This window comes from Devosia sp. Micro-HW1 (genome assembly GCF_056341075.1).
In genome coordinates this window covers 772,904-791,186 of record NZ_CP094375.1, presented here as the reverse complement: position 1 = coordinate 791,186, position 18,283 = coordinate 772,904, and the positions used below count along the sequence as shown (strand labels likewise).

The following is an 18,283-nucleotide window of genomic DNA, read 5'->3' as shown; positions in this document are numbered from 1 at the left end:
GCCGTCGGCGTTGAAGGTCAGTCCGATCTCACAGACTTTCGCATTGACGGGCAGGGCTCGGCTGCGCTGTCGGTGGCGGGCGCGCTCAGAGGTTCAGGAGCGCATCAAGCATGTGCTCGAGGACAACAACAATTTCGCGCCGGTGACCACGGCCTGACCCAGTTGCGGGGGCAGGGGCGGCGCGATAGAACCCGCACCATGAAACAGGTCACCTTCTCCCTCCTCGCCTCGGACGGCATGGCCCGTCGCGGCCGCATCGATACGCCGCGTGGCGAGATCAACACGCCCGCCTTCATGCCTGTCGGGACCGCCGGCACCGTCAAGGCCATGTATCCCGAGCAGGTTCGGGAGACGGGCGCCGATATTCTTCTGGGCAATACCTATCACCTGATGCTGCGTCCGGGCGCGGAGCGCGTCGCGTCGCTGGGTGGTCTGCATGACTTCATGGACTGGCAGCGCCCGATCCTGACCGACAGCGGCGGATTTCAGGTGATGTCGCTGGCCAAGCTCAGGAAACTGACCGAGAAGGGCGTGACCTTCAAATCGCATATCGACGGCTCAGCCTATGAGCTGACGCCGGAGCGGAGCATCGAAATCCAGACGCTGCTCGACAGCGACATCATCATGCAGCTCGACGAGTGCATTGCCCTGCCGGCCGAGCGCAAGGAGATGGAACGGGCCATGGAGCTCTCCATCCGCTGGGCGGATCGATCCAAGACGGCGTTCAACAACCAGCAGAACCGCGCGCTATTCGGCATCGTGCAGGGCGGCGATGATGCCGAGCTGCGCGGACGTTCGGCGGCGGGGCTCAAGAGCATCGGCTTTGATGGCTATTCCATCGGGGGCCTTGCCGTGGGTGAGCCGCAGCAGGTGATGTTCCGCGTGCTCTCCGACATCACGCCGGAATTGCCGACCGACAAGCCGCGCTACCTGATGGGCGTGGGCAAGCCGGACGATATTCTGGGCGGCATCGAGCGCGGTGTCGACATGTTCGACTGTGTCCATCCGACCCGCGCGGGCCGGCATGGGCATGCCTATACGCGCTTTGGCGTCATCAACCTGAAGAATGCCCGGCATAAGGATGACCACCGTCCGCTGGACGAGGCATCGCCCAATCCCAATTGCCGCCGCTGGAGCCGTGCCTATCTGCACCATCTGGTTCGCACAGAAGAGATTTTGGGCGCCATGGTGCTATCGCAGATCAACCTGGCCTATTATCAGGAGTTGACTGCGGGAACGCGGTTGGCCATCGAGGCCGGGCGGATGAGTGACTTTGCGGCGGAGACGCGGGCGGCATGGGCCGCCGGCGACCTACCGGTTCTGTAATTCCCAGGGGGACAAGACTATGGCCAAGGGCGAACGTGGCGACGTGCTCAATCCGCTGATGAAGCAGCGCAAGCGTCTGGGTGACATCACGATGCGCGAGATGTTCGCGCTCGATCCCAACCGTTTCCAGCGCTTCTCGGCGACCGGCGCGGATATCCTGCTCGACTATTCCAAGAACCGCATCGACGAAGACGCCATGGCGGCGCTGTTCGAGCTGGCGCGGGCCTCGGGGGTCGAGGAGCGCCGCAGCCAGATGTGCGAGGGCGAGCACATCAACATCACTGAAGACCGTGCCGTGATGCACATGGCGCTGCGCTATCAGGGCGACAAGCCGGTCGAGGTGGATGGCAAGGACGTGATGCCTGACGTGCGCGCCGTTCTGGCGGCCATCGAGGCCTACACGAAGGCCGTGCGCTCGGGCGACATTCGCGGCCACGGTGGCGAACAGTTCACCGATGTGGTCAATATCGGCATTGGCGGTTCGGACCTCGGTCCGGCCATGGTGACGCTGGCACTGGAGCCCTATACCCGCTCTGACCTCCGGGCTCACTATGTCTCCAATGTTGACGGTGCGCATATCCACGATGTGTTGAAACGCCTCGACCCCAGGAAGACGCTGTTCATCGTCGCCTCGAAGACTTTTACGACCGACGAAACCATGACCAATGCCAATTCGGCGCGGGACTGGATTGCCGACACCCTGGGCGAAGAGGCCGTGCCGAACCACTTTGCGGCCGTGTCGACCAATATTCCGGCCTGCGCGAAATTCGGTATTCGCGAAGACCGCATTTTTGGCTTCTGGGACTGGGTCGGCGGTCGCTATTCGGTGTGGTCGGCCATCGGCCTGCCCATCGCGCTCGCCGTCGGCTACGAGAATTTTGCGAAGTTCCTGGCTGGCGCCGATGCCATGGACCGGCATTTCCTGGAAACGCCGCTGGAGCGCAACCTGCCTGTCATCATGGCGCTGATCGGCGTCTGGTATCGCAATGCCTGGGGTTTTTCGACCCATGCCGTGCTGCCATATGACCAGCGCCTTTCCCGCTTTGCCGCCTACCTGCAGCAGCAGGATATGGAATCGAACGGAAAGTCCGTGACGCTCTCAGGCAAGAAGGTCGAATGGCCAACCGGACCGATCGTCTGGGGCGAGCCGGGCACTAATGGCCAGCACGCCTTCTATCAGTTGATCCACCAGGGCACCGACGTCATTCCGGCCGACTTCCTGATCGCCGCCCGGCCACATGAAAGCCTGCCGCCGCACCATGACAAGCTGGTCGCCAACGTGCTGGCGCAGTCAGAGGCACTGATGCTGGGCAAGACCAAGGACGAGGTCGTAGCCGAGCTCAAGGCGCAGGGCCTCGACAAGGATCAGATCAAGGCGCTGGCGCCGCACAAGGTGTTCCCCGGCAACCGCCCGAGCAACACGCTGTTCTACAAGCAGCTGACGCCGGAAGTGCTGGGCTCGCTTATTGCGCTCTATGAGCACAAGGTGTTCGTGCAGGGCGTGATCTGGAACGTCAATTCCTACGACCAGTGGGGCGTGGAACTGGGCAAGCAGCTGGCCAAGGCGCTGCTGCCCAAGGTCAAGGGCGAACAGAGCGGAGAGGGCCACGACGCGTCGACGCAGGGTCTGCTCGGCTACTATCTCGCCAACAAGGGCTGACTATTGATCATTACGACGGACGAACAGCTCGATAAACTCAAGGCAATCGGGCGGATCTGCGCCATGGCCCGCGAGGCCATGGCCACGGCGATGCGGCCTGGCATGACGACGCTGGAACTGGACGAGATCGGCGCGAGCTTCCTCGCCGAGCATGGTGCGCTTTCGGCACCGGTGCTGACCTATGAGTTTCCCGGCGCGACCTGCATTTCGGTCAACGAGGAAATCGCCCATGGCATTCCCGGCGACCGGGTGCTCAAGGACGGGGACCTCGTCAACATCGACGTGTCGGCGATGAAGGACGGCGTGTTTGCCGATTGCGGCGCCTCCTACATCCTGGGCAAGGGCGACAGGCGGCTGGAAAATCTCTGCCGCGACGGCAAGAAAGCCATGTGGGCCGGCATCAATGCGGTCAAGGCAGGGGCGCCCCTTGCCGATATCGGCACAGCCATCGGCAAGGTGGCCAAGAAGGGCGGCTATACACTGATCCGGAACCTCGCCAGCCATGGCGTCGGCGACAGCCTCCATGATGATCCGGGCGAGATACCGACCTGGCCCGATCGCTCGGAGCGGCGGCGCATTCAGAATGGCCTCGTTTTCACCATCGAGCCCTTCCTGTCCATGGGTGGGCAGATGGCCGAGCAGATGTATGAAGACGACGAGTGGACGCTGACCGCCGAGCCGCTGGCACCAACGGTGCAATATGAGCACACGGTGGTGGCCACGCCGCGTGGCGCTGTGGTGGTGACGCTGGCAGGGTAGGGATGGCTACCAGATCTCTGATGGTTTGCCCGGTTCCAGCACTTCCACCGTGCCGCCCTGGGACTTGATCCGAGGGCCACTATCAACTCATGCGGTCGACGAGATTGGTCCTCGGGTCAAGCCCGAGGACGGAACCGTGGGTGGACGGGTTCTGATCTCACAGCCACACCAGCAGCAGCGGCCCGAGGATGATGAGGCCAATGCCCACGGCGAAGCGCAGGTTACCCAGCTGGCGGAGAGCTGGAACGCTGAGAAAGGTCGATAGGACGAAGAAGCCCGCCAGCCCGACCAAGGCCGGCATTAGCGGGTTCAGATTGAGCGCGGTATTTTCGGTCAGCTGCAGGTAGATCATGTGGCCACCGGAGAAACCGAGCAGCGCGACGATTACGACGGCAACAGCCTTGGCGGCGATCAGCAGCGCCTGATCAATCGTTGCGCTGGTGAGCAGCAGCGCCAGACCCGAACCGGTGACATGTACCGCGGCCAGGGTGCCGAATACTCCGCTGCCGGCCAGAAGGGGCACCAGTTCAGGCGGGGCGTTGAGGGGCAGCGAGCCGACCATGGGCAGATTGGCGCCGTACTGGGCCAGCAGCAGGATCAAATAGAGCATGACCAGCGTGCTTCCGGCAAAGACCAGCAGCGTCACGGCCAGGACTTTCAGGAGGTCGGTGGTATCCTGAGACATCAAATTCCCCAAACAGCGCGCCGGAAGCGCTCCCAGCTCTGCCGATAGTACGGCATGGCGCTGATTCTCAAACGCGATTGCGACGTGGGGCCGCCGTGAGGCGGGTTTGCGTTGTCGGCTGACCGGGCCGGCCGCGACGCGCAATACGGATCGGCTTGCGAAACTCTTCGGATAATTCCCCCGCATCCGCGCGGTAGTCGAGTTCAGCGTAAGGATCGGGATCGAGGAAAGTCTGGGTCATCGTGGGTGCGGTGCAAAAGCCTTGAGGCAAGGTGCCCAGATATTTGGGCAACGTCACGACAGACTAAGACGATGTCGAGGAAGAAGTGGTACGCCGGGTGGGGTTCGAACCCACGACCATTCGATTAAAAGTCGAATGCTCTACCACTGAGCTACCGGCGCCTAGAGGTTGGCGCGGAAAATAGCCAGACTTGTCATCGAGTCAACCGTATTCGGGCACTACTGCCCAACTGTCAGCGGCGTCCCGGCATAAGGCATGGGAATGCAGGCGATGGCGACCCGCTCGAAACGCTGGCAAAGCGAGCGCGCCTCGGCCAGTTCGGTGATCGGGCCGACCACGATGCGTTTGTCATCGCCATTGGCTTCGTCGACCACAAGCGGGGCCAGGCCGAACAGCAGGGGGCCAAGCTTGAGCGTGAGGTCGCTCCAGAGCGCGCCGGTCTGCTCGAACGGCACGGGGGCGCCGATCGCGATGCCATAAGTGTTGTCGTTGGGGGCGGCCAGGGCCACCTGCGGCGTAACAATCGCGGGCAAAGGCTGCTGGGTGTCGGCCGGGGCGGCAGCCTGAGGCAGGCTGGACTGGCGCACGGCGACCGATCCGCCATCGGCATTGAAGGTCAGGGTTTCGTTGGCGCCAATGGACGAAGTGAATGTCGAGCGATCCACCGAAGTGCCATCGGGCATGGTTTCGAGAATGCGCGGGACGCTGACTTCAAGGGCGCCGACGCGACGAGTCACCTCATTGCTCGAGCGCTCCTGAATGCCAAAGCGGGTGACCAGCAGTTCGTTTTCGCGCTTGAGGCGCGTGGTTTCTTCGCGCAGCTCGGCAACCTGGAGGCGCAGTGTTTCGATCGAGGCACCGGCGACACGCGGCTGATGCAGGCCGCCAATGACGCTCTGGGGCACCAGAAGCGATATATTGGACCCGAACACGGCCAGGGCAACGCTGACCAAAGCGACGATGCCCCAGACGGTGACGTCCGATTGCCGGAATTGTTCGGATGCTTTAGCCAAAGTAAAACCTCTGGAACGCCCGAATCGCCGGGCATATCGGGGCTAGAGTGGTCCCTTTGTTATTGGTTCGCCAACTCCTGGCTGCCATAAAATTGTGTAAATGCCGGGCGATGTCGCCGGCCTCTGGGAGTGCGTCATGACCGAGTTGCTGTCGATCATTCTGGCTGCAGGCGAGGGGACGCGGATGAAGTCCGCCTTACCCAAGGTTCTGCACCCGGTCGGTGGATTGCCCGTCGTCAGCCATGTTCTGCGTACTGTGCAGCGATTTGGTTCGAAAGTGGCCGTGGTCGTCGGCCCGAACCATGAGGCGGTAGAGGCAGCGGTCGCCCGGTTTGAAACCGGAGCCCAGATTTCGCGCCAGGAACAAAGGCTCGGGACTGCCCATGCCGTGCAGCAGGCCCGAGACGCCTATGGCGCTGCGCCGGGCCATGTCTTGGTGCTCTATGCCGACACGCCCCTGGTGACTTCAGCCACAATCGGGCAGATCGTGGAGAAGCTGGATCAGGGGGCCGACATGGTGGTCGTCGGTTTTCGCCCGGACAACCCGACCGGCTATGGACGGCTTCTGACCGATGGCGGCCGCGTGACGGCTATTCGCGAGCACAAGGATGCCAGCGAAGAAGAGCGGATGATTGGTCTCTGCAATTCCGGCATTCTGGGATTTCGCGGAGAAACGCTGCGCGCGGTGATCGACCGGATCGACAACAAGAATGCCAAGGGCGAATACTACCTGACGGATGCCGTGGAGCTGGCGGCCGGCGATGGCAAGCGCATCGATTTCATCGAGGCCGATGCGAGCGAACTCGTAGGCGTCGACAACAGGGAGAAACTCGCGGAAGCCGAGGCCACCTTTCAGGCCTTCAAGCGCAAGGAAGCCATGGAGAATGGCGCCACGCTTCGCGACCCCCAGAGTGTCTGGTTCTCCTGGGATACCGAGCTTGGTCGCGATGTGACCATTTTCCCCAATGTGGTGTTCGGTCCCGGTGTCAAAATCGCCGACAATGTTGAAATCCGGGCCTTTTGCGACATCGAGTACGCTGTCATCGGGGAAGGCGCTAGCATTGGTCCTTTCGCGCGCATCCGCGGCGGCGCGGAACTGGGACCAGATGTGCATCTGGGCAATTTTGTCGAAGTGAAGAAAAGCAAGATCGGAGCCGGGACAAAAGCCGGGCATCTGAGCTATCTGGGTGACGCCGAAATCGGTAGCAAGACGAATATCGGTGCGGGCACGATCACCTGCAATTATGATGGCGTAAACAAGGACAAGACGATCATTGGCGACAATGTCTTCATCGGGTCCAACGCTTCGCTGGTGGCCCCGGTGACGATTGGCGACGGGGCCTATACGGCTTCAGGCAGCGTCATCACTGAAGACGTTCCCGCTGATGCCATGGCCTTTGGCCGGGCGCGGCAGGTCAACAAGGACGGTTATGCGCCAAAGGCGCGTGAAAAGGCGCTGGCCAAGAAGGCTGCGAAAGGGAAGTAGCATGTGCGGTATTGTTGGGATTGTCGGTGATGCTCCCGTTGCCGGGCGGCTGGTGGATGCGCTGAAGCGCCTCGAGTATCGCGGCTATGACAGTGCCGGCGTGGCCACGCTGGAAAGCGGCGCAATTGCTCGCCGTCGTGCCGAAGGCAAGCTTGGGAACCTCGCCAGCAAGCTGGGCATGGAGCCGCTGGACGGCCATATCGGCATTGGCCACACCCGCTGGGCTACCCACGGTGCGCCGACCGAAACCAATGCCCATCCGCACGCTACCGAGCGCGTTGCCATTGTCCACAACGGCATTATCGAGAATTTCCGCGAGCTTCTGGCGGACCTCAAGCAGGACGGCTACCTGCCGCAAACGCAGACGGATACGGAATCCGTCGCCCTGTGGGTGACGCGCGAGCTCGACAATGGCGCAGAGCCCGAACTGGCCGTCGCCAGAACGTTGAAGAAGCTCAAGGGCGCCTTTGCGCTGGCGTTCATGTTCAAGGGTGAGGATGGCCTCCTCATAGCCGCGCGCCACGGTGCGCCGCTGGCCGTAGGCTTCGGTTCGACCGAAATGTATCTGGGCTCGGACGCCATGGCGCTCGCCCCATTCACCTCGCGCCTGACCTATCTCGAAGACGGCGACTGGGCGGTGATCACGCCGCGTGGCGTGACCATTCGCGATGGCAAGGACGCCATCGTGCAGCGCGAGCAGATGGTGAGCCAGGCTTCGGCCCTGCTGGTCGACAAGGGTAACCACCGCCATTTCATGGCCAAGGAAATCTACGAACAGCCGGAAACCATCTCGCATACGCTCAGCCACTATGTGGACATGGGCGCTGAGAAGGTCGCCATCCGCGAAACTATGCCCTTCGACTTTGCCGACCTCTCGCGTCTGACCATGAGCGCCTGCGGCACGGCCTATTATGCCGGCGCCATCGCCAAATACTGGTTCGAGCGCTATGCGCGGCTGCCTGTCGACATCGATGTGGCCAGCGAGTTCCGCTATCGCGAGCCGCCGCTGGAACGCGGTGGCCTGTCGCTGTTCATCTCGCAGTCGGGCGAGACGGCCGACACCCTGGCGGCTCTGCGCTATTGCGCCGGTCAGGGCCAGCATGTGGCCAGCCTCGTCAACACCCTGGAATCGACCATTGCGCGCGAAAGCGGCGTGGTCTTCCCGATCCTCTGCGGTCCGGAAATCGGCGTCGCCTCGACCAAGGCACTGACGGCGCAGCTCACCGCGCTGGCGAGCCTTGCCATTGCGGCGGGAAGGGCGCGTGGCGTGCTGAGTGCAGAGCAGGAGACGGAGCTTGTTCAGGCGCTGACGGCCCTGCCATCGGCCGTGTCAGCAGCCCTTGGTGCGGAAGCGCAGATCGTGGATATTTCCAAGCGCCTCTCCAAGGCCAAGGATGTGCTTTATCTTGGGCGTGGGGCAATGTTCCCCGTGGCCATGGAAGGTGCGCTGAAGCTCAAGGAAATCAGCTACATCCACGCCGAAGGTTATGCGGCAGGTGAGCTGAAGCACGGCCCCATCGCGCTGGTGGACGAAGCCATGCCGGTGATCGTCGTGGCGCCCTCGGACGAGCTGGTCGACAAGACGCTGAGCAATATGCAGGAAGTGGCGGCGCGCGGCGGAAAGATCATCCTCATCACCGATGAGGAAGGCGCGGAGAGCGTCGGCCATGGTGTGGCCGATATCATCAAGATCCCGCATGTGCATCCGTTCGTGGCTCCGATCCTGGCCACGATCCCGGTGCAGTTGCTGGCTTACCATACGGCCGTGTTCATGGGCACGGACGTGGACCAGCCGCGTAACCTGGCGAAATCAGTGACGGTGGAGTAGGCGGCGCGAACCCACATCCAGGTTGGGGCTGGCTAGGCTCACCCCGCCCGGATCAGCGGGATGGCGAGGTCTTTCCGGAACAGATAGAGCAGCGTGCGGGCCGCTTCGCCGTCGGGACCGGTCAGACCCGGATTGCGCAGCATGAGCATTTTTGCGTCGTCATGGGCGAATTCGAGCAGGTGGCGGTGGACGTCCGGCACGGCGAGCCGATAGCCGGGCATGCCGGATTGGCGGGTGCCCAGGACATCGCCCTGGCCGCGCAGCTCCAGGTCGCGCTCGGCGATTTCAAAGCCGTCCTCGGTGGATTTTATCGTGTCGAGACGGGCCCTGGCAGTTTCCGATAGCGGGTCCTTGTAGAGCAGCAGGCAGGCCGAGCGCTGGCTGCCGCGACCGACCCGTCCGCGCAACTGGTGGAGCTGGGCGAGGCCGAAACGCTCGGCATGTTCGATGATCATGATCGAAGCATTGGGCACATCGACGCCGACTTCGATAACGGTTGTCGCGACCAGGAGCTTGATTTCATTGGCCTTGAAGCGGGCCATGACCTCCTGCTTGGCGGCAGCAGACATGCGCCCGTGGACCAGGGCGACCTGGTCACCAAACACCTTTGCCAGTTCGGCGAAGCGGTCCTCGGCGCTCATGACCTCGAGCGTCTCGCTTTCCTCGACCAGCGGACAGACCCAATAGGCCTGCGCCCCTTCGGCGAGGCGTGACTGCAGACGGGCAGTGACGCGGGCGTAGTCGCCAATGGACAGCACAGCCGTATCGATGGGCTGGCGGCCGCGCGGCTTTTCCCGGAGGACGCTGACGGCCATGTCGCCGAAATGGGTGAGGACCAGAGTGCGCGGGATCGGGGTTGCGGTCATGACGAGGAGGTCGGTGTGACGCCCCTTGTCGGACAAAGCCAGGCGCTGGTGGACGCCGAAGCGGTGCTGTTCGTCCACGACCGTCAGGCCGAGATCGTGGAAGACGATGTCGGACTGGAAGAGGGCGTGTGTGCCGACGGCGATGTCGATGGAGCCATCTGCAAGTCCGGCGAGAATGGCGCGGCGCTCGGCAGCGGGCATCTTTCCGGTGAGGAGGGCGCAGGTAAGGCCAGCGCCTTCGCAGAGCGGCTGGATGGTGCGAAAATGCTGGGAGGCCAGCAGTTCGGTGGGTGCCATGAGTGTCGACTGGGCACCGCTTTCGGCCATGGCCGCCATGGCCATGAGGGCCACGACGGTCTTGCCGGAGCCCACATCTCCCTGGAGGAGCCTGGACATGCGGTCAGGTGCGGCGAGGTCGGCGCGGATTTCCTCGAGCGCCTTTTTCTGGCCGTCGGTAAGGGCAAAGGGCAAGGCGGCGGCGAGGCGCGCTGTGATCTCGCCAGTAAAGGCGCGCGCGACACCCCGCGCGGCAACCATGCTGGAGCGGACGAGCTGGAGCGTGATCTGGCCGGCGAGATATTCGTCATAGGCGAGGCGCTGGCGGGCAGGGGACCAGAGTTGGGCGTCGTCCGGGTTTTCTGGCAGGTGGACGGTCCGCATGGCGGCGGCGAAGGTCGGCCACTTGCGCTGGGCGATGGTTTCCTGGGCAACCCACTCGGGAAGGTCTGGCACGGCATCCACAGCCTGCCGGACGAGCTTGGTCAGCGCCTTCGAGGAAAGGCCATTGGTGAGCGGATAGACCGGTTCGACAAGCGGCAGGGTGGCGAACTTGTCGGGCTCGACGACATAGTCCGGATGGGTGATCTGCTTTTCGCCGTTGAAGAAGTCGATCTTGCCCGAAACGTACCGTTCCTCGCCAACGGGCAAGGCGCGCTCGACCCAGCCGCCCTGGGCGCGGAAGAAGACGAGGTTGATGTCGCCGGTCTCGTCATGGGCAAAAACGCGATGCGGGATGTGAGGCTTGCCGCGCGGCGGCGGCTGATGCCGGTCGATATGCAGACGCAGAGTGACGATCTGATTGAGATAGGCTTCCGATATGCCGACCTGGCGACGGCGGTCGACCACGCCCGATGGCATGTGCATGAGCACATCGAGGACGATGGCCTCCTGGCCATCAGGTGCGCCGAAGAAGCGGGTCAGCAGTGCGGCCAGCTTGTCTCCTACGCCTTTGATGGCATGGAGCGAGGCGAACAGCGGTTGCAGGCTTTCGGGGCGGGACAAGGGCGTCTCTCGTTGGGTCGCATGACGTGGTGACATTGCCGACCAAGGCGGGTAATAGACATGTCCAAATCGAGAACAAATTGCAATCATGGGTGTCCAAATGGCGGCCGGTGAAGACATTTCTATTCGTCGCAAGCGGCTGCGCTATCGGGCGTGGCACCGGGGCACCAAGGAGATGGACCTGGTGCTTGGGCCATTCTGCGACGCAAATATAGAGGGGTTCGATACGGCGACGCTCGACCGGCTGGAAGCGCTGATGAACGAGGAAGACCCACCCTTGCTCAAATGGGTGATGGGGCAGGAGGAGCCGCCGGCCAATGTCGACCGCGACTTCCTTGCGCTTGTCATCGCCGACCACCAGGCCAGGATCGAAAAATGAATGAGCAGACCGGCGCCGTCCCGGTGCTGCGCACAATCTCGAACGTGCCTGATGGCATGCAGCCGATGACGCTGGCGCGTCTTGTTGAACAGCGGCTCAAGGATGCGCCCGAAGACAGAGCGAGCCTGGTCTTCGTTGCGCGGGACGGTCGGCGCATGCAGCGCATGGCCGAAGTGCTTGGTGCGATGCTGCCCGGCCATACGATCGTCACCCTGCCGGCCTGGGACTGTTTGCCCTATGACCGCGTCTCCCCCAATACGGTGACGATTGCGGCGCGCATGAATGCGCTGGCGGCCCTGACATCCGGTGCAAAAGGCGCGGTCGTGCTGACTGCCGTCAATGCGCTGATCCAGAAATTGCCGCCGCGCGATCTCGTCGAGACGATGAGTTTTTCGGCAGCTGTCGGCCGCGTGGTCGACAGCGACAAGCTTGTCGCCTGGGCGGCCAACAATGGTTACCTGCGCGTGCCGACTGTGCGCGAAAGCGGGGAGTTTGCAGTCCGCGGCGGGCTGGTGGACCTGTTCCCGGCCAGTGCCGAGGCCCCACTACGTTTCGACTTCTTCGGCAGCCAGCTCGAATCGATCCGCACCTTCGATCCAGACAGCCAACGCACGACCGGGACGCTCAAGCGGATCGACCTGACGCCGATGAGCGAAGTGGTGCTCAACGAAGAGACCATTCGTCGTTTCCGGCAAAACTACACCGCGACTTTTGGCGGCAATACTGTCGATGACACTCTCTATGCGACGGTCAGCGGTGGTTCGCGCTATTCGGGCACCGAGCACTGGTTGCCCTTCTTTTACGACCACATGGACCGCCTGGCCGACTATGTCGGCGATGCACCATTTGTGTTCGATGATCAGGTCGGCGAGGCCTATGCCGAGCGCGCGACGCAGATCCGCGACTATTATGACGCGCGCGAAGCGGCTCGGCTGGCGCCAAAGGTGGCGGGGGCAGGGGCTCCCTACAAGCCGATCAGGCCCGAGCTGCTTTATGACTTGGACGTGGCACCGGTTCAGCTGGCGGGGGCTTCGGTCATCCAGTTCTCGCCGTTCCTGTCGCCCAATACCGCGTGGGGCGACGATGCGGGCGGGCATATTGCTCCGAGCTTTGCCGCAGAGCGTGTCGCCTCGGATGTCAACCTGTTCCAGGCGGTGGTGGATCGGCTGCTCGCCGAGCGGTGCAATGGGCGACGTGCGATTGTGGCCTGCTGGAGTGCCGGTACAAGGGACCGCATGGCGCAGGTCCTGAAGGATCACGGGCTGACCAATCCGCGCATGGCGGAAAACTGGCGGGATGCGGAGACGACAAGCGCTGCGACGACCTCGCTTGTGGTGCTGCCGCTGGAAACCGGGTTCGAGACCAAGGACCTGCTTGTCCTCAGCGAGCAGGACATCCTGGGCGAGCGTATCCTTAGGCCGCAGCGCAAGAGAAAGGCGTCGGATGCGTTGACCGAGGCGGCGAGCCTCAATGCCGGCGACCTCGTGGTCCATGTCGATCACGGTATCGGCCGCTTTGTCGGGCTCAAGGTGATCGAGGCGGGCGGCGCGCCGCATGAATGTGTGGAGCTGCAATATGCCGGCGACACCAAGCTCTACCTGCCGGTCGAAAATATCGAGCTGCTGACGCGCTACGGTTCCGACGACGCTTCGGTGACCCTGGACAAGCTGGGCGGTGTGGCCTGGCAGGCCAAGAAGGGCAAGCTCAAGAAGCGTATCCGCGAAATGGCGGAGCAGCTCATCAAGCTCGCGGCGCAGCGGCTGCTGGTGAAGGCCGACATCGTCGACATCAATGCCGGCGCCTATGACGAGTTTGCGGCGCGCTTCCCCTATGAGGAAACCGAGGACCAGCTGACCGCCATCGAGGCGGTGTTCGATGATATCACTTCGGGCAAGGTCATGGACCGGCTGGTCTGCGGCGACGTGGGCTTTGGCAAGACTGAAGTGGCACTCCGTGCGGCCTTTGCTGTGGCCCTGTCGGGCAAGCAGGTGGCTGTCGTCGTGCCGACGACGCTGCTGGCGCGGCAGCATTTCAAGACGTTCTCGGAACGTTTCCAGGGCCTGCCGGTGCGGGTGCGCCATGCCTCGCGCATGGTTTCGGCCGCCGAGCTCAAGGCGACCAAGGAAGGGCTGGCCGACGGGCAGGTGGACATTGTCGTGGGCACGCATGCGCTGCTCAGCAAGTCGATCAAGTTCAAGGACCTCGGTCTGCTGATCATCGACGAAGAGCAGCACTTCGGCGTCGGCCACAAGGAGCGCCTCAAGGAGCTCAAGGCCAATGTACATGTGCTGACGCTGACCGCGACGCCGATTCCGCGCACGCTGCAGCTGGCGCTGACCGGCGTACGCGATCTCAGCCTCTTGGCAACGCCGCCGGTGGATCGCCTAACCATCCGCACTTTCATCTCGCCCTTCGACCCGCTGTCGATCCGCGAGGCGCTGCTGCGCGAGAAATATCGTGGCGGGCAGAGCTTCTATGTCGTGCCCAAGATCAAGGACCAGCCGGACATTGCCGAATTCCTGCGGCAACAGGTGCCGGAGGTGTCTTTTGTGGTCGCAAATGGCCAGATGCCGCCGGGCGAGCTCGACGACATCATGAATGCCTTTTACGACAACAAGTTTGACGTGCTGCTGGCCACGACAATCGTGGAATCGGGCCTCGACATTCCCAATGCCAATACGCTGATCGTGCACAAGGCAGACGTGTTCGGGCTGGCGCAGCTCTACCAGATCCGCGGGCGTATCGGCCGCAGCAAGCAGCGCGCCTATGCGCTGTTCACCGTGCCCCCTGACCGCAAGCTGACCGACACGGCCGAACGACGCCTGGGCGTGCTGCAATCGCTCGAAAGCCTGGGTGCCGGGTTCCAGCTGGCCAGCCACGATCTCGATATCCGAGGCGCCGGCAACCTGTTGGGCGACGAACAGTCGGGCCATATCCGCGAAGTGGGCTACGAACTCTATCAGGCCATGCTGGAAGAGGCGGTGGCTGCGCTCAAGTCGGGTGAAGAGGAATACGAAGACCGCAACGAGTGGAGCCCGCAGATATCGCTGGGCATGCCGGTGATGATTCCCGAGCACTATGTGCCCGACCTGCAGCTGCGCATGCAGCTCTATCGCAAGCTGGGCGATCTGACCGATTTCAGGGACATCGACGCAGCGGGCGCCGAGCTGATCGACCGTTTCGGGCCCTTGCCCGAGGAAGTCGAGGCGCTGCTCAAGGTCATCCTGGTCAAGTCGCTTTGCCGCCAGGCCAATGTCGAGAAGGTCGATGCCGGACCCAAGGGCGCGGTTATCACCCTGAGAAACAACGAGTTCCCCAATCCTGCGGGACTGGTGCGCATGGTGAGCGACATTTCCAATCAGGTGCGCATCAAACCCGATCAGAAACTCGTGTTCGCGCGCAATTGGCCGACTGCAGAACAGCGCCTGAAAGGGGCCGCGGCCATCCTCTCCAAGCTCGCGAAACTGGCAGAAACCGGGGCCTGAGCGTGCCCTGGTTACCACGCTGCACCATAATGTTTTGGCAAGCGCCGTCGGTCATGTTATTGCCCGAATTGCGCCCTTGAAGGGCAGTTCAAATTACATGGCGGCGCGATGCCGCTCGGACCGCCAAGGAAGGCAAGGATATTCTATGACTTTCAGGAAACCCCTCGTCGCCGGAATCGCGGTGGCCGCTCTTATGCTGTCCCCGCTTTCGGCATTCGCGCAGGATGCTGCTGCTCCGGCTGAGACGCCCGCCGCCGAAGCACCGGCCGCTGAGGCTGCTCCGGCCGAGGGTGGCGCAGTGGACGAGATTTCTGCTGCTGTCGACGGCCTCGCGTCTCAGAACTGGCTCAAGGTCTGCGATCCGCTGCCCGACGGGCAGAAGGCCTGCCTGATGCGCCAGGTGCTGTTGGCCAATGGCCAGTTCCTCGGCTCGTTCCTGCTGCGCGACGATCCGGGCCAGGAAAGCCGCCTGCTTGCTGTTGCTGCGGTGCCGCTTGGCGTACTGCTGCCGTTCGGCCTGACCTGGCAGATTGACAATGCCAAGCCGATCCGCGTGCCCTACATGCTGTGCGACACCCAGTCGTGCTCGACCCAGCTGGTCATCAACGAGCAGTACATCAACTCGCTCAAGTCCGGCAACAAGCTGGTCCTGACCGCCAAGAACCGCCAGAATCAGGATCTCGCCATCGAGATCGACCTGGCCGGCTTCACCGCCACCTATGACAGCGACTCCGCGCTGACCTTCGAACAGCTGCAGCAGCAGGAATCGGGTCAGAATGCTCTCGAGCAGGTGCTTCAGGATCGCGCCGAGCAGCTTCGCCAGGAACTGTCGAGTGAGGGCGCTGCCCCCGCCGAAGGCGCTCCCGCCGAAGGCACCGAGGCTCCGGCTCAGTAGTAAGCTGGCTAACCTATAGAATGACGAAACGGGCGCAGGAGACTGCGCCCGTTTTTGTTTTGGTCAGCAGCCACACGTCCTGTGCTGTCCGTCATTGCCGGGCTTGTCCCGGCAATCCATCTTCTTGCGAGCATGGACCACCGGGACAAGGCCGGTGGTGACGATGTGGGGAGACCCTGTTTCGCCTGACGGCGGGGGCGTTTTGCTTCAGCGCTCACCCATGCCGATGGCAAAAGCCTGGCGGCGGAGAGGTGGCAAGAGCTTGAGGGCCCAGAGGCCACCCGCGCGCAGGGCCTGGCTGGGCAGCATGTCGGCCAGCAGCGAGCGGAAGAGCGTGTCGACCATGCCGCCGGTCCGGGCCAGGTCGCCCATGCGGCGGTTCGCGTAGTCGAGGCTGGCGGCCAGACCCCAGTCGGGGTCGCGGTGATCAACCGCCTCTACCGCGGCGAGCAGGTCGGCCACATCGCGCAGGCCCAGATTGAGCCCTTGGGCGCCGATCGGAGGGAAGGCGTGTGCCGATTCGCCGACGAGTGCGACGCCGTCCCTGCCTGCTGTATCCACGGTGAGTGTGGAGAGCGGGAAGACGAAGCTAGGCGAGGCCAGCGCGATCGCGCCGAACAGGCGCTGGGACCGTTCACCAAAGGCAGCCAGAAGGGCATCCGGGCCGCCGGCCTGCACCTTGCGCAGCACGGGTTCTTCATCGATCCACACCAGGTTGGCCCGATTGCCGCCAGCGGGCACCAGCGTGAATGGGCCGTGCGGATAGTGGAACTCGATCGACGCGCCGCCAATGGAACGGGCAAGATCGAGATCGCAGACCAGGGCCGCCTCGGCAAACTGATGCTCGCGCGTCGCGATGCCAACGGCCGATCGGATCATCGATTTCTTGCCATCGGCGCCGACAATGAGCGGGGCGCGCAGTTCGCTGCCATCGGCAAGGGTGACGACACCAAGCGCGCCCTCGCGCCGCCATGCGGTAACGGCCTGGTTTCGGGTTTCGAGGCCGGACGCGGGCGCGGCAGACTGGAACCCCGCAAGCAGCGCGGCATTACCAAAGTTCCAGCCAAAGGCCGAAAGCCCGATTTCCTCGGCGTCGAAAAGCGTTTCGGGCGCGCGGATTAGGCGGGGCGTGGCATCGATAATCCGGATGGCGGTGAGGGCATGACCCAATTCCTGCGGGTCATCGATGAGACCATTTTGGCGCAGGAAGTCGACGCTGGGCATCATCAGGGCGGAGGTGCGACGGTCCGGCGGGGCAGGCGGTGCCAGGTGAATGACCTGATGGCCGGCACGGGCGAGGCTGACAGCCGCCGCCAGGCCGGCAAGTCCACCGCCAACGACGATGATATCGGTATCCTGTGTCATCGTGCGGCATCCGCGAGGCGGCGGCGGTGGCCGCTCGGCAAGAAGACGCTACCGGCTAGTGAGCCCAGGAACATGGCCGCGAGGAATAGCCAGAGGCCATCGGGCTGGAAGGCGATGAGCGAAATGGCCGGGCCAGGGCAAATGCCCGACATGCCCCATCCCAAACCAAAAATGGCAGCGCCCCCAACGAGGCGCGCATCGATTTTCTTGTATTCAGGCTCGTGGAAGCTGGTGTCGAACAGCGGTGCCTGCCGGCGGCGGCCGATGCGAACGGCCACGAACATGACCAGGATGGCGGGGACGATGACGAAGGCGAGGCTCGGATCCCAGCCGCCCGTGGGAATGGCGGTGAAATCGAGAAACCGCAGGACTTTCAACGGGTCGACCATCTGCGAGACGTAGAGGCCGGCTCCGAACAGCGCGCCACTGAGAGCGGCAGTCGCGAGATAGGGAAGACGGAGCACAGCCATCAGACGATCCCCGTAACGGTGACAGTGACAATGGCCACCGAGAAGAAGACGGCTACGGCAACAAGGGAGCGCACTGACAGGCGGGCGAGGCCGCATACGCCGTGACCAGAGGTGCAGCCATTGCCGACCTTGGTTCCGAAGCCAATCAGGAGGCCCGAGACGGTCAGCCAGATAGGGACCGGGATGGACCAGTCTGCCGGTGGAGAAACCAGTTCAGCCGGCTCGATGCCGCCGACGCCCAATTGCGGGAAGGCCTTGGCGGCAAGGAAAGTGGTGCTTACCAGGGCTACGAGGAAAACGAGGCGCCAGACAACGGTCTGTGCCGGCGGCAGCAATTGGCCGAATATTCCGGAAATGCCGGCTATGCGGCCATTGCCCAACCAGAGCACGGCAGTTGCCAGCCCGATCAGTGAGCCGCCCAGAACAGCTGTGAGTGGAGTGAAGGATTCCATGGAAAGCCTCGCTTGGACTGTGGCAACCCGAGGGTAGCATCGGCGAAGGATGCGATACCAGCGCGCAGACGCGTGGGCCATTCCGTTTGATG

General features: G+C 63.2%; 14 protein-coding genes and 1 tRNA gene. 8 read left to right on the top strand and 7 right to left on the bottom strand.

Annotated elements, in window-relative coordinates:
- The first annotated feature begins 198 nt into the window (after window positions 1-198).
- Genes tgt through map form a run of 3 tightly spaced genes read left to right on the top strand, consistent with a single transcriptional unit; the run spans window position 199 to window position 3,745 of the window.
- Window positions 199-1,326 (top strand): tRNA guanosine(34) transglycosylase Tgt, encoded by a 1,128-nt coding sequence (tgt, locus tag MQW79_RS03610; RefSeq protein WP_476586889.1) that lies wholly within the window; start codon window positions 199-201, stop codon window positions 1,324-1,326.
- A gap of 19 nt (window positions 1,327-1,345) precedes the next feature.
- Entirely contained in the window at window positions 1,346-2,986 is a 1,641-nt protein-coding gene (gene pgi, locus MQW79_RS03605; protein ID WP_476586887.1) for a glucose-6-phosphate isomerase, read from the top strand.
- Between the two features lie 3 nt (window positions 2,987-2,989).
- Window positions 2,990-3,745: a type I methionyl aminopeptidase gene (gene map, locus MQW79_RS03600; RefSeq protein WP_476586886.1), complete on the top strand. Its 756-nt coding sequence runs from the start codon at window positions 2,990-2,992 to the stop codon at window positions 3,743-3,745.
- A 157-nt stretch (window positions 3,746-3,902) separates the two neighbouring features.
- Here map and MQW79_RS03595 read toward each other — a convergent pair whose 3' ends face one another.
- The 3 genes from MQW79_RS03595 to MQW79_RS03585 form a co-directional block, all read right to left on the bottom strand.
- Complete coding sequence (locus MQW79_RS03595) at window positions 3,903-4,430, bottom strand: hypothetical protein (protein ID WP_476586885.1); 528 nt, start codon at window positions 4,428-4,430, stop codon at window positions 3,903-3,905.
- Window positions 4,431-4,757: 327 nt separating this feature from the next.
- Window positions 4,758-4,832, bottom strand: a tRNA-Lys gene (locus MQW79_RS03590).
- Window positions 4,833-4,889: 57 nt separating this feature from the next.
- A complete protein-coding gene (locus tag MQW79_RS03585) occupies window positions 4,890-5,684 on the bottom strand; it encodes a coiled-coil domain-containing protein (protein ID WP_476586884.1) in 795 nt (264 codons plus the stop codon).
- 136 nt (window positions 5,685-5,820) lie between these two features.
- Here MQW79_RS03585 and glmU point away from each other — a divergent pair, with 136 nt between their 5' ends.
- Both glmU and glmS read left to right on the top strand, forming a co-directional pair.
- Window positions 5,821-7,170, top strand: a complete 1,350-nt coding sequence (gene glmU / locus MQW79_RS03580; protein ID WP_476586883.1) for a bifunctional UDP-N-acetylglucosamine diphosphorylase/glucosamine-1-phosphate N-acetyltransferase GlmU — start codon at window positions 5,821-5,823, stop codon at window positions 7,168-7,170.
- 1 nt (window position 7,171) lies between these two features.
- The gene (gene glmS / locus MQW79_RS03575) at window positions 7,172-8,998 is read left to right on the top strand and encodes a glutamine--fructose-6-phosphate transaminase (isomerizing) (protein ID WP_476586882.1); all 1,827 of its coding nucleotides are present in this window, start codon (window positions 7,172-7,174) and stop codon (window positions 8,996-8,998) included.
- Between the two features lie 38 nt (window positions 8,999-9,036).
- Here glmS and recG read toward each other — a convergent pair whose 3' ends face one another.
- On the bottom strand, window positions 9,037-11,181 hold the full coding sequence (gene recG / locus MQW79_RS03570) for an ATP-dependent DNA helicase RecG (RefSeq protein WP_476586881.1): 2,145 nt from the start codon (window positions 11,179-11,181) through the stop codon (window positions 9,037-9,039).
- Window positions 11,182-11,245: 64 nt separating this feature from the next.
- On the opposite strand from recG, the gene MQW79_RS03565 reads away from it, so the two are divergent.
- The 3 genes from MQW79_RS03565 to MQW79_RS03555 all read left to right on the top strand — a co-directional run bounded on the left by MQW79_RS03565 (window position 11,246) and on the right by MQW79_RS03555 (window position 15,904).
- On the top strand, window positions 11,246-11,524 hold the full coding sequence (locus MQW79_RS03565) for an FAD assembly factor SdhE (protein WP_476586879.1): 279 nt from the start codon (window positions 11,246-11,248) through the stop codon (window positions 11,522-11,524).
- Complete coding sequence (gene mfd, locus MQW79_RS03560) at window positions 11,521-15,009, top strand: transcription-repair coupling factor (protein ID WP_476586878.1); 3,489 nt, start codon at window positions 11,521-11,523, stop codon at window positions 15,007-15,009. The genes MQW79_RS03565 and mfd overlap by 4 nt, the downstream gene beginning before the upstream one ends.
- 145 nt (window positions 15,010-15,154) lie before the next feature.
- Complete coding sequence (locus MQW79_RS03555) at window positions 15,155-15,904, top strand: invasion associated locus B family protein (protein WP_476586876.1); 750 nt, start codon at window positions 15,155-15,157, stop codon at window positions 15,902-15,904.
- A 207-nt stretch (window positions 15,905-16,111) separates the two neighbouring features.
- Here the strand turns inward: MQW79_RS03555 and MQW79_RS03550 are convergent, their stop codons facing one another.
- The 3 genes from MQW79_RS03550 to MQW79_RS03540 are packed head-to-tail and all read right to left on the bottom strand — an operon-like array spanning window position 16,112 to window position 18,191.
- Window positions 16,112-17,269 (bottom strand): FAD-dependent monooxygenase, encoded by a 1,158-nt coding sequence (locus MQW79_RS03550; RefSeq protein WP_476586875.1) that lies wholly within the window; start codon window positions 17,267-17,269, stop codon window positions 16,112-16,114.
- The gene (locus MQW79_RS03545) at window positions 17,266-17,739 is read right to left on the bottom strand and encodes a DUF6691 family protein (RefSeq protein ID WP_476586874.1); all 474 of its coding nucleotides are present in this window, start codon (window positions 17,737-17,739) and stop codon (window positions 17,266-17,268) included. The genes MQW79_RS03550 and MQW79_RS03545 overlap by 4 nt, the downstream gene beginning before the upstream one ends.
- A complete protein-coding gene (locus MQW79_RS03540; RefSeq protein WP_476586873.1) occupies window positions 17,739-18,191 on the bottom strand; it encodes a YeeE/YedE family protein in 453 nt (150 codons plus the stop codon). The genes MQW79_RS03545 and MQW79_RS03540 overlap by 1 nt, the downstream gene beginning before the upstream one ends.
- Window positions 18,192-18,283 lie beyond the last annotated feature (92 nt).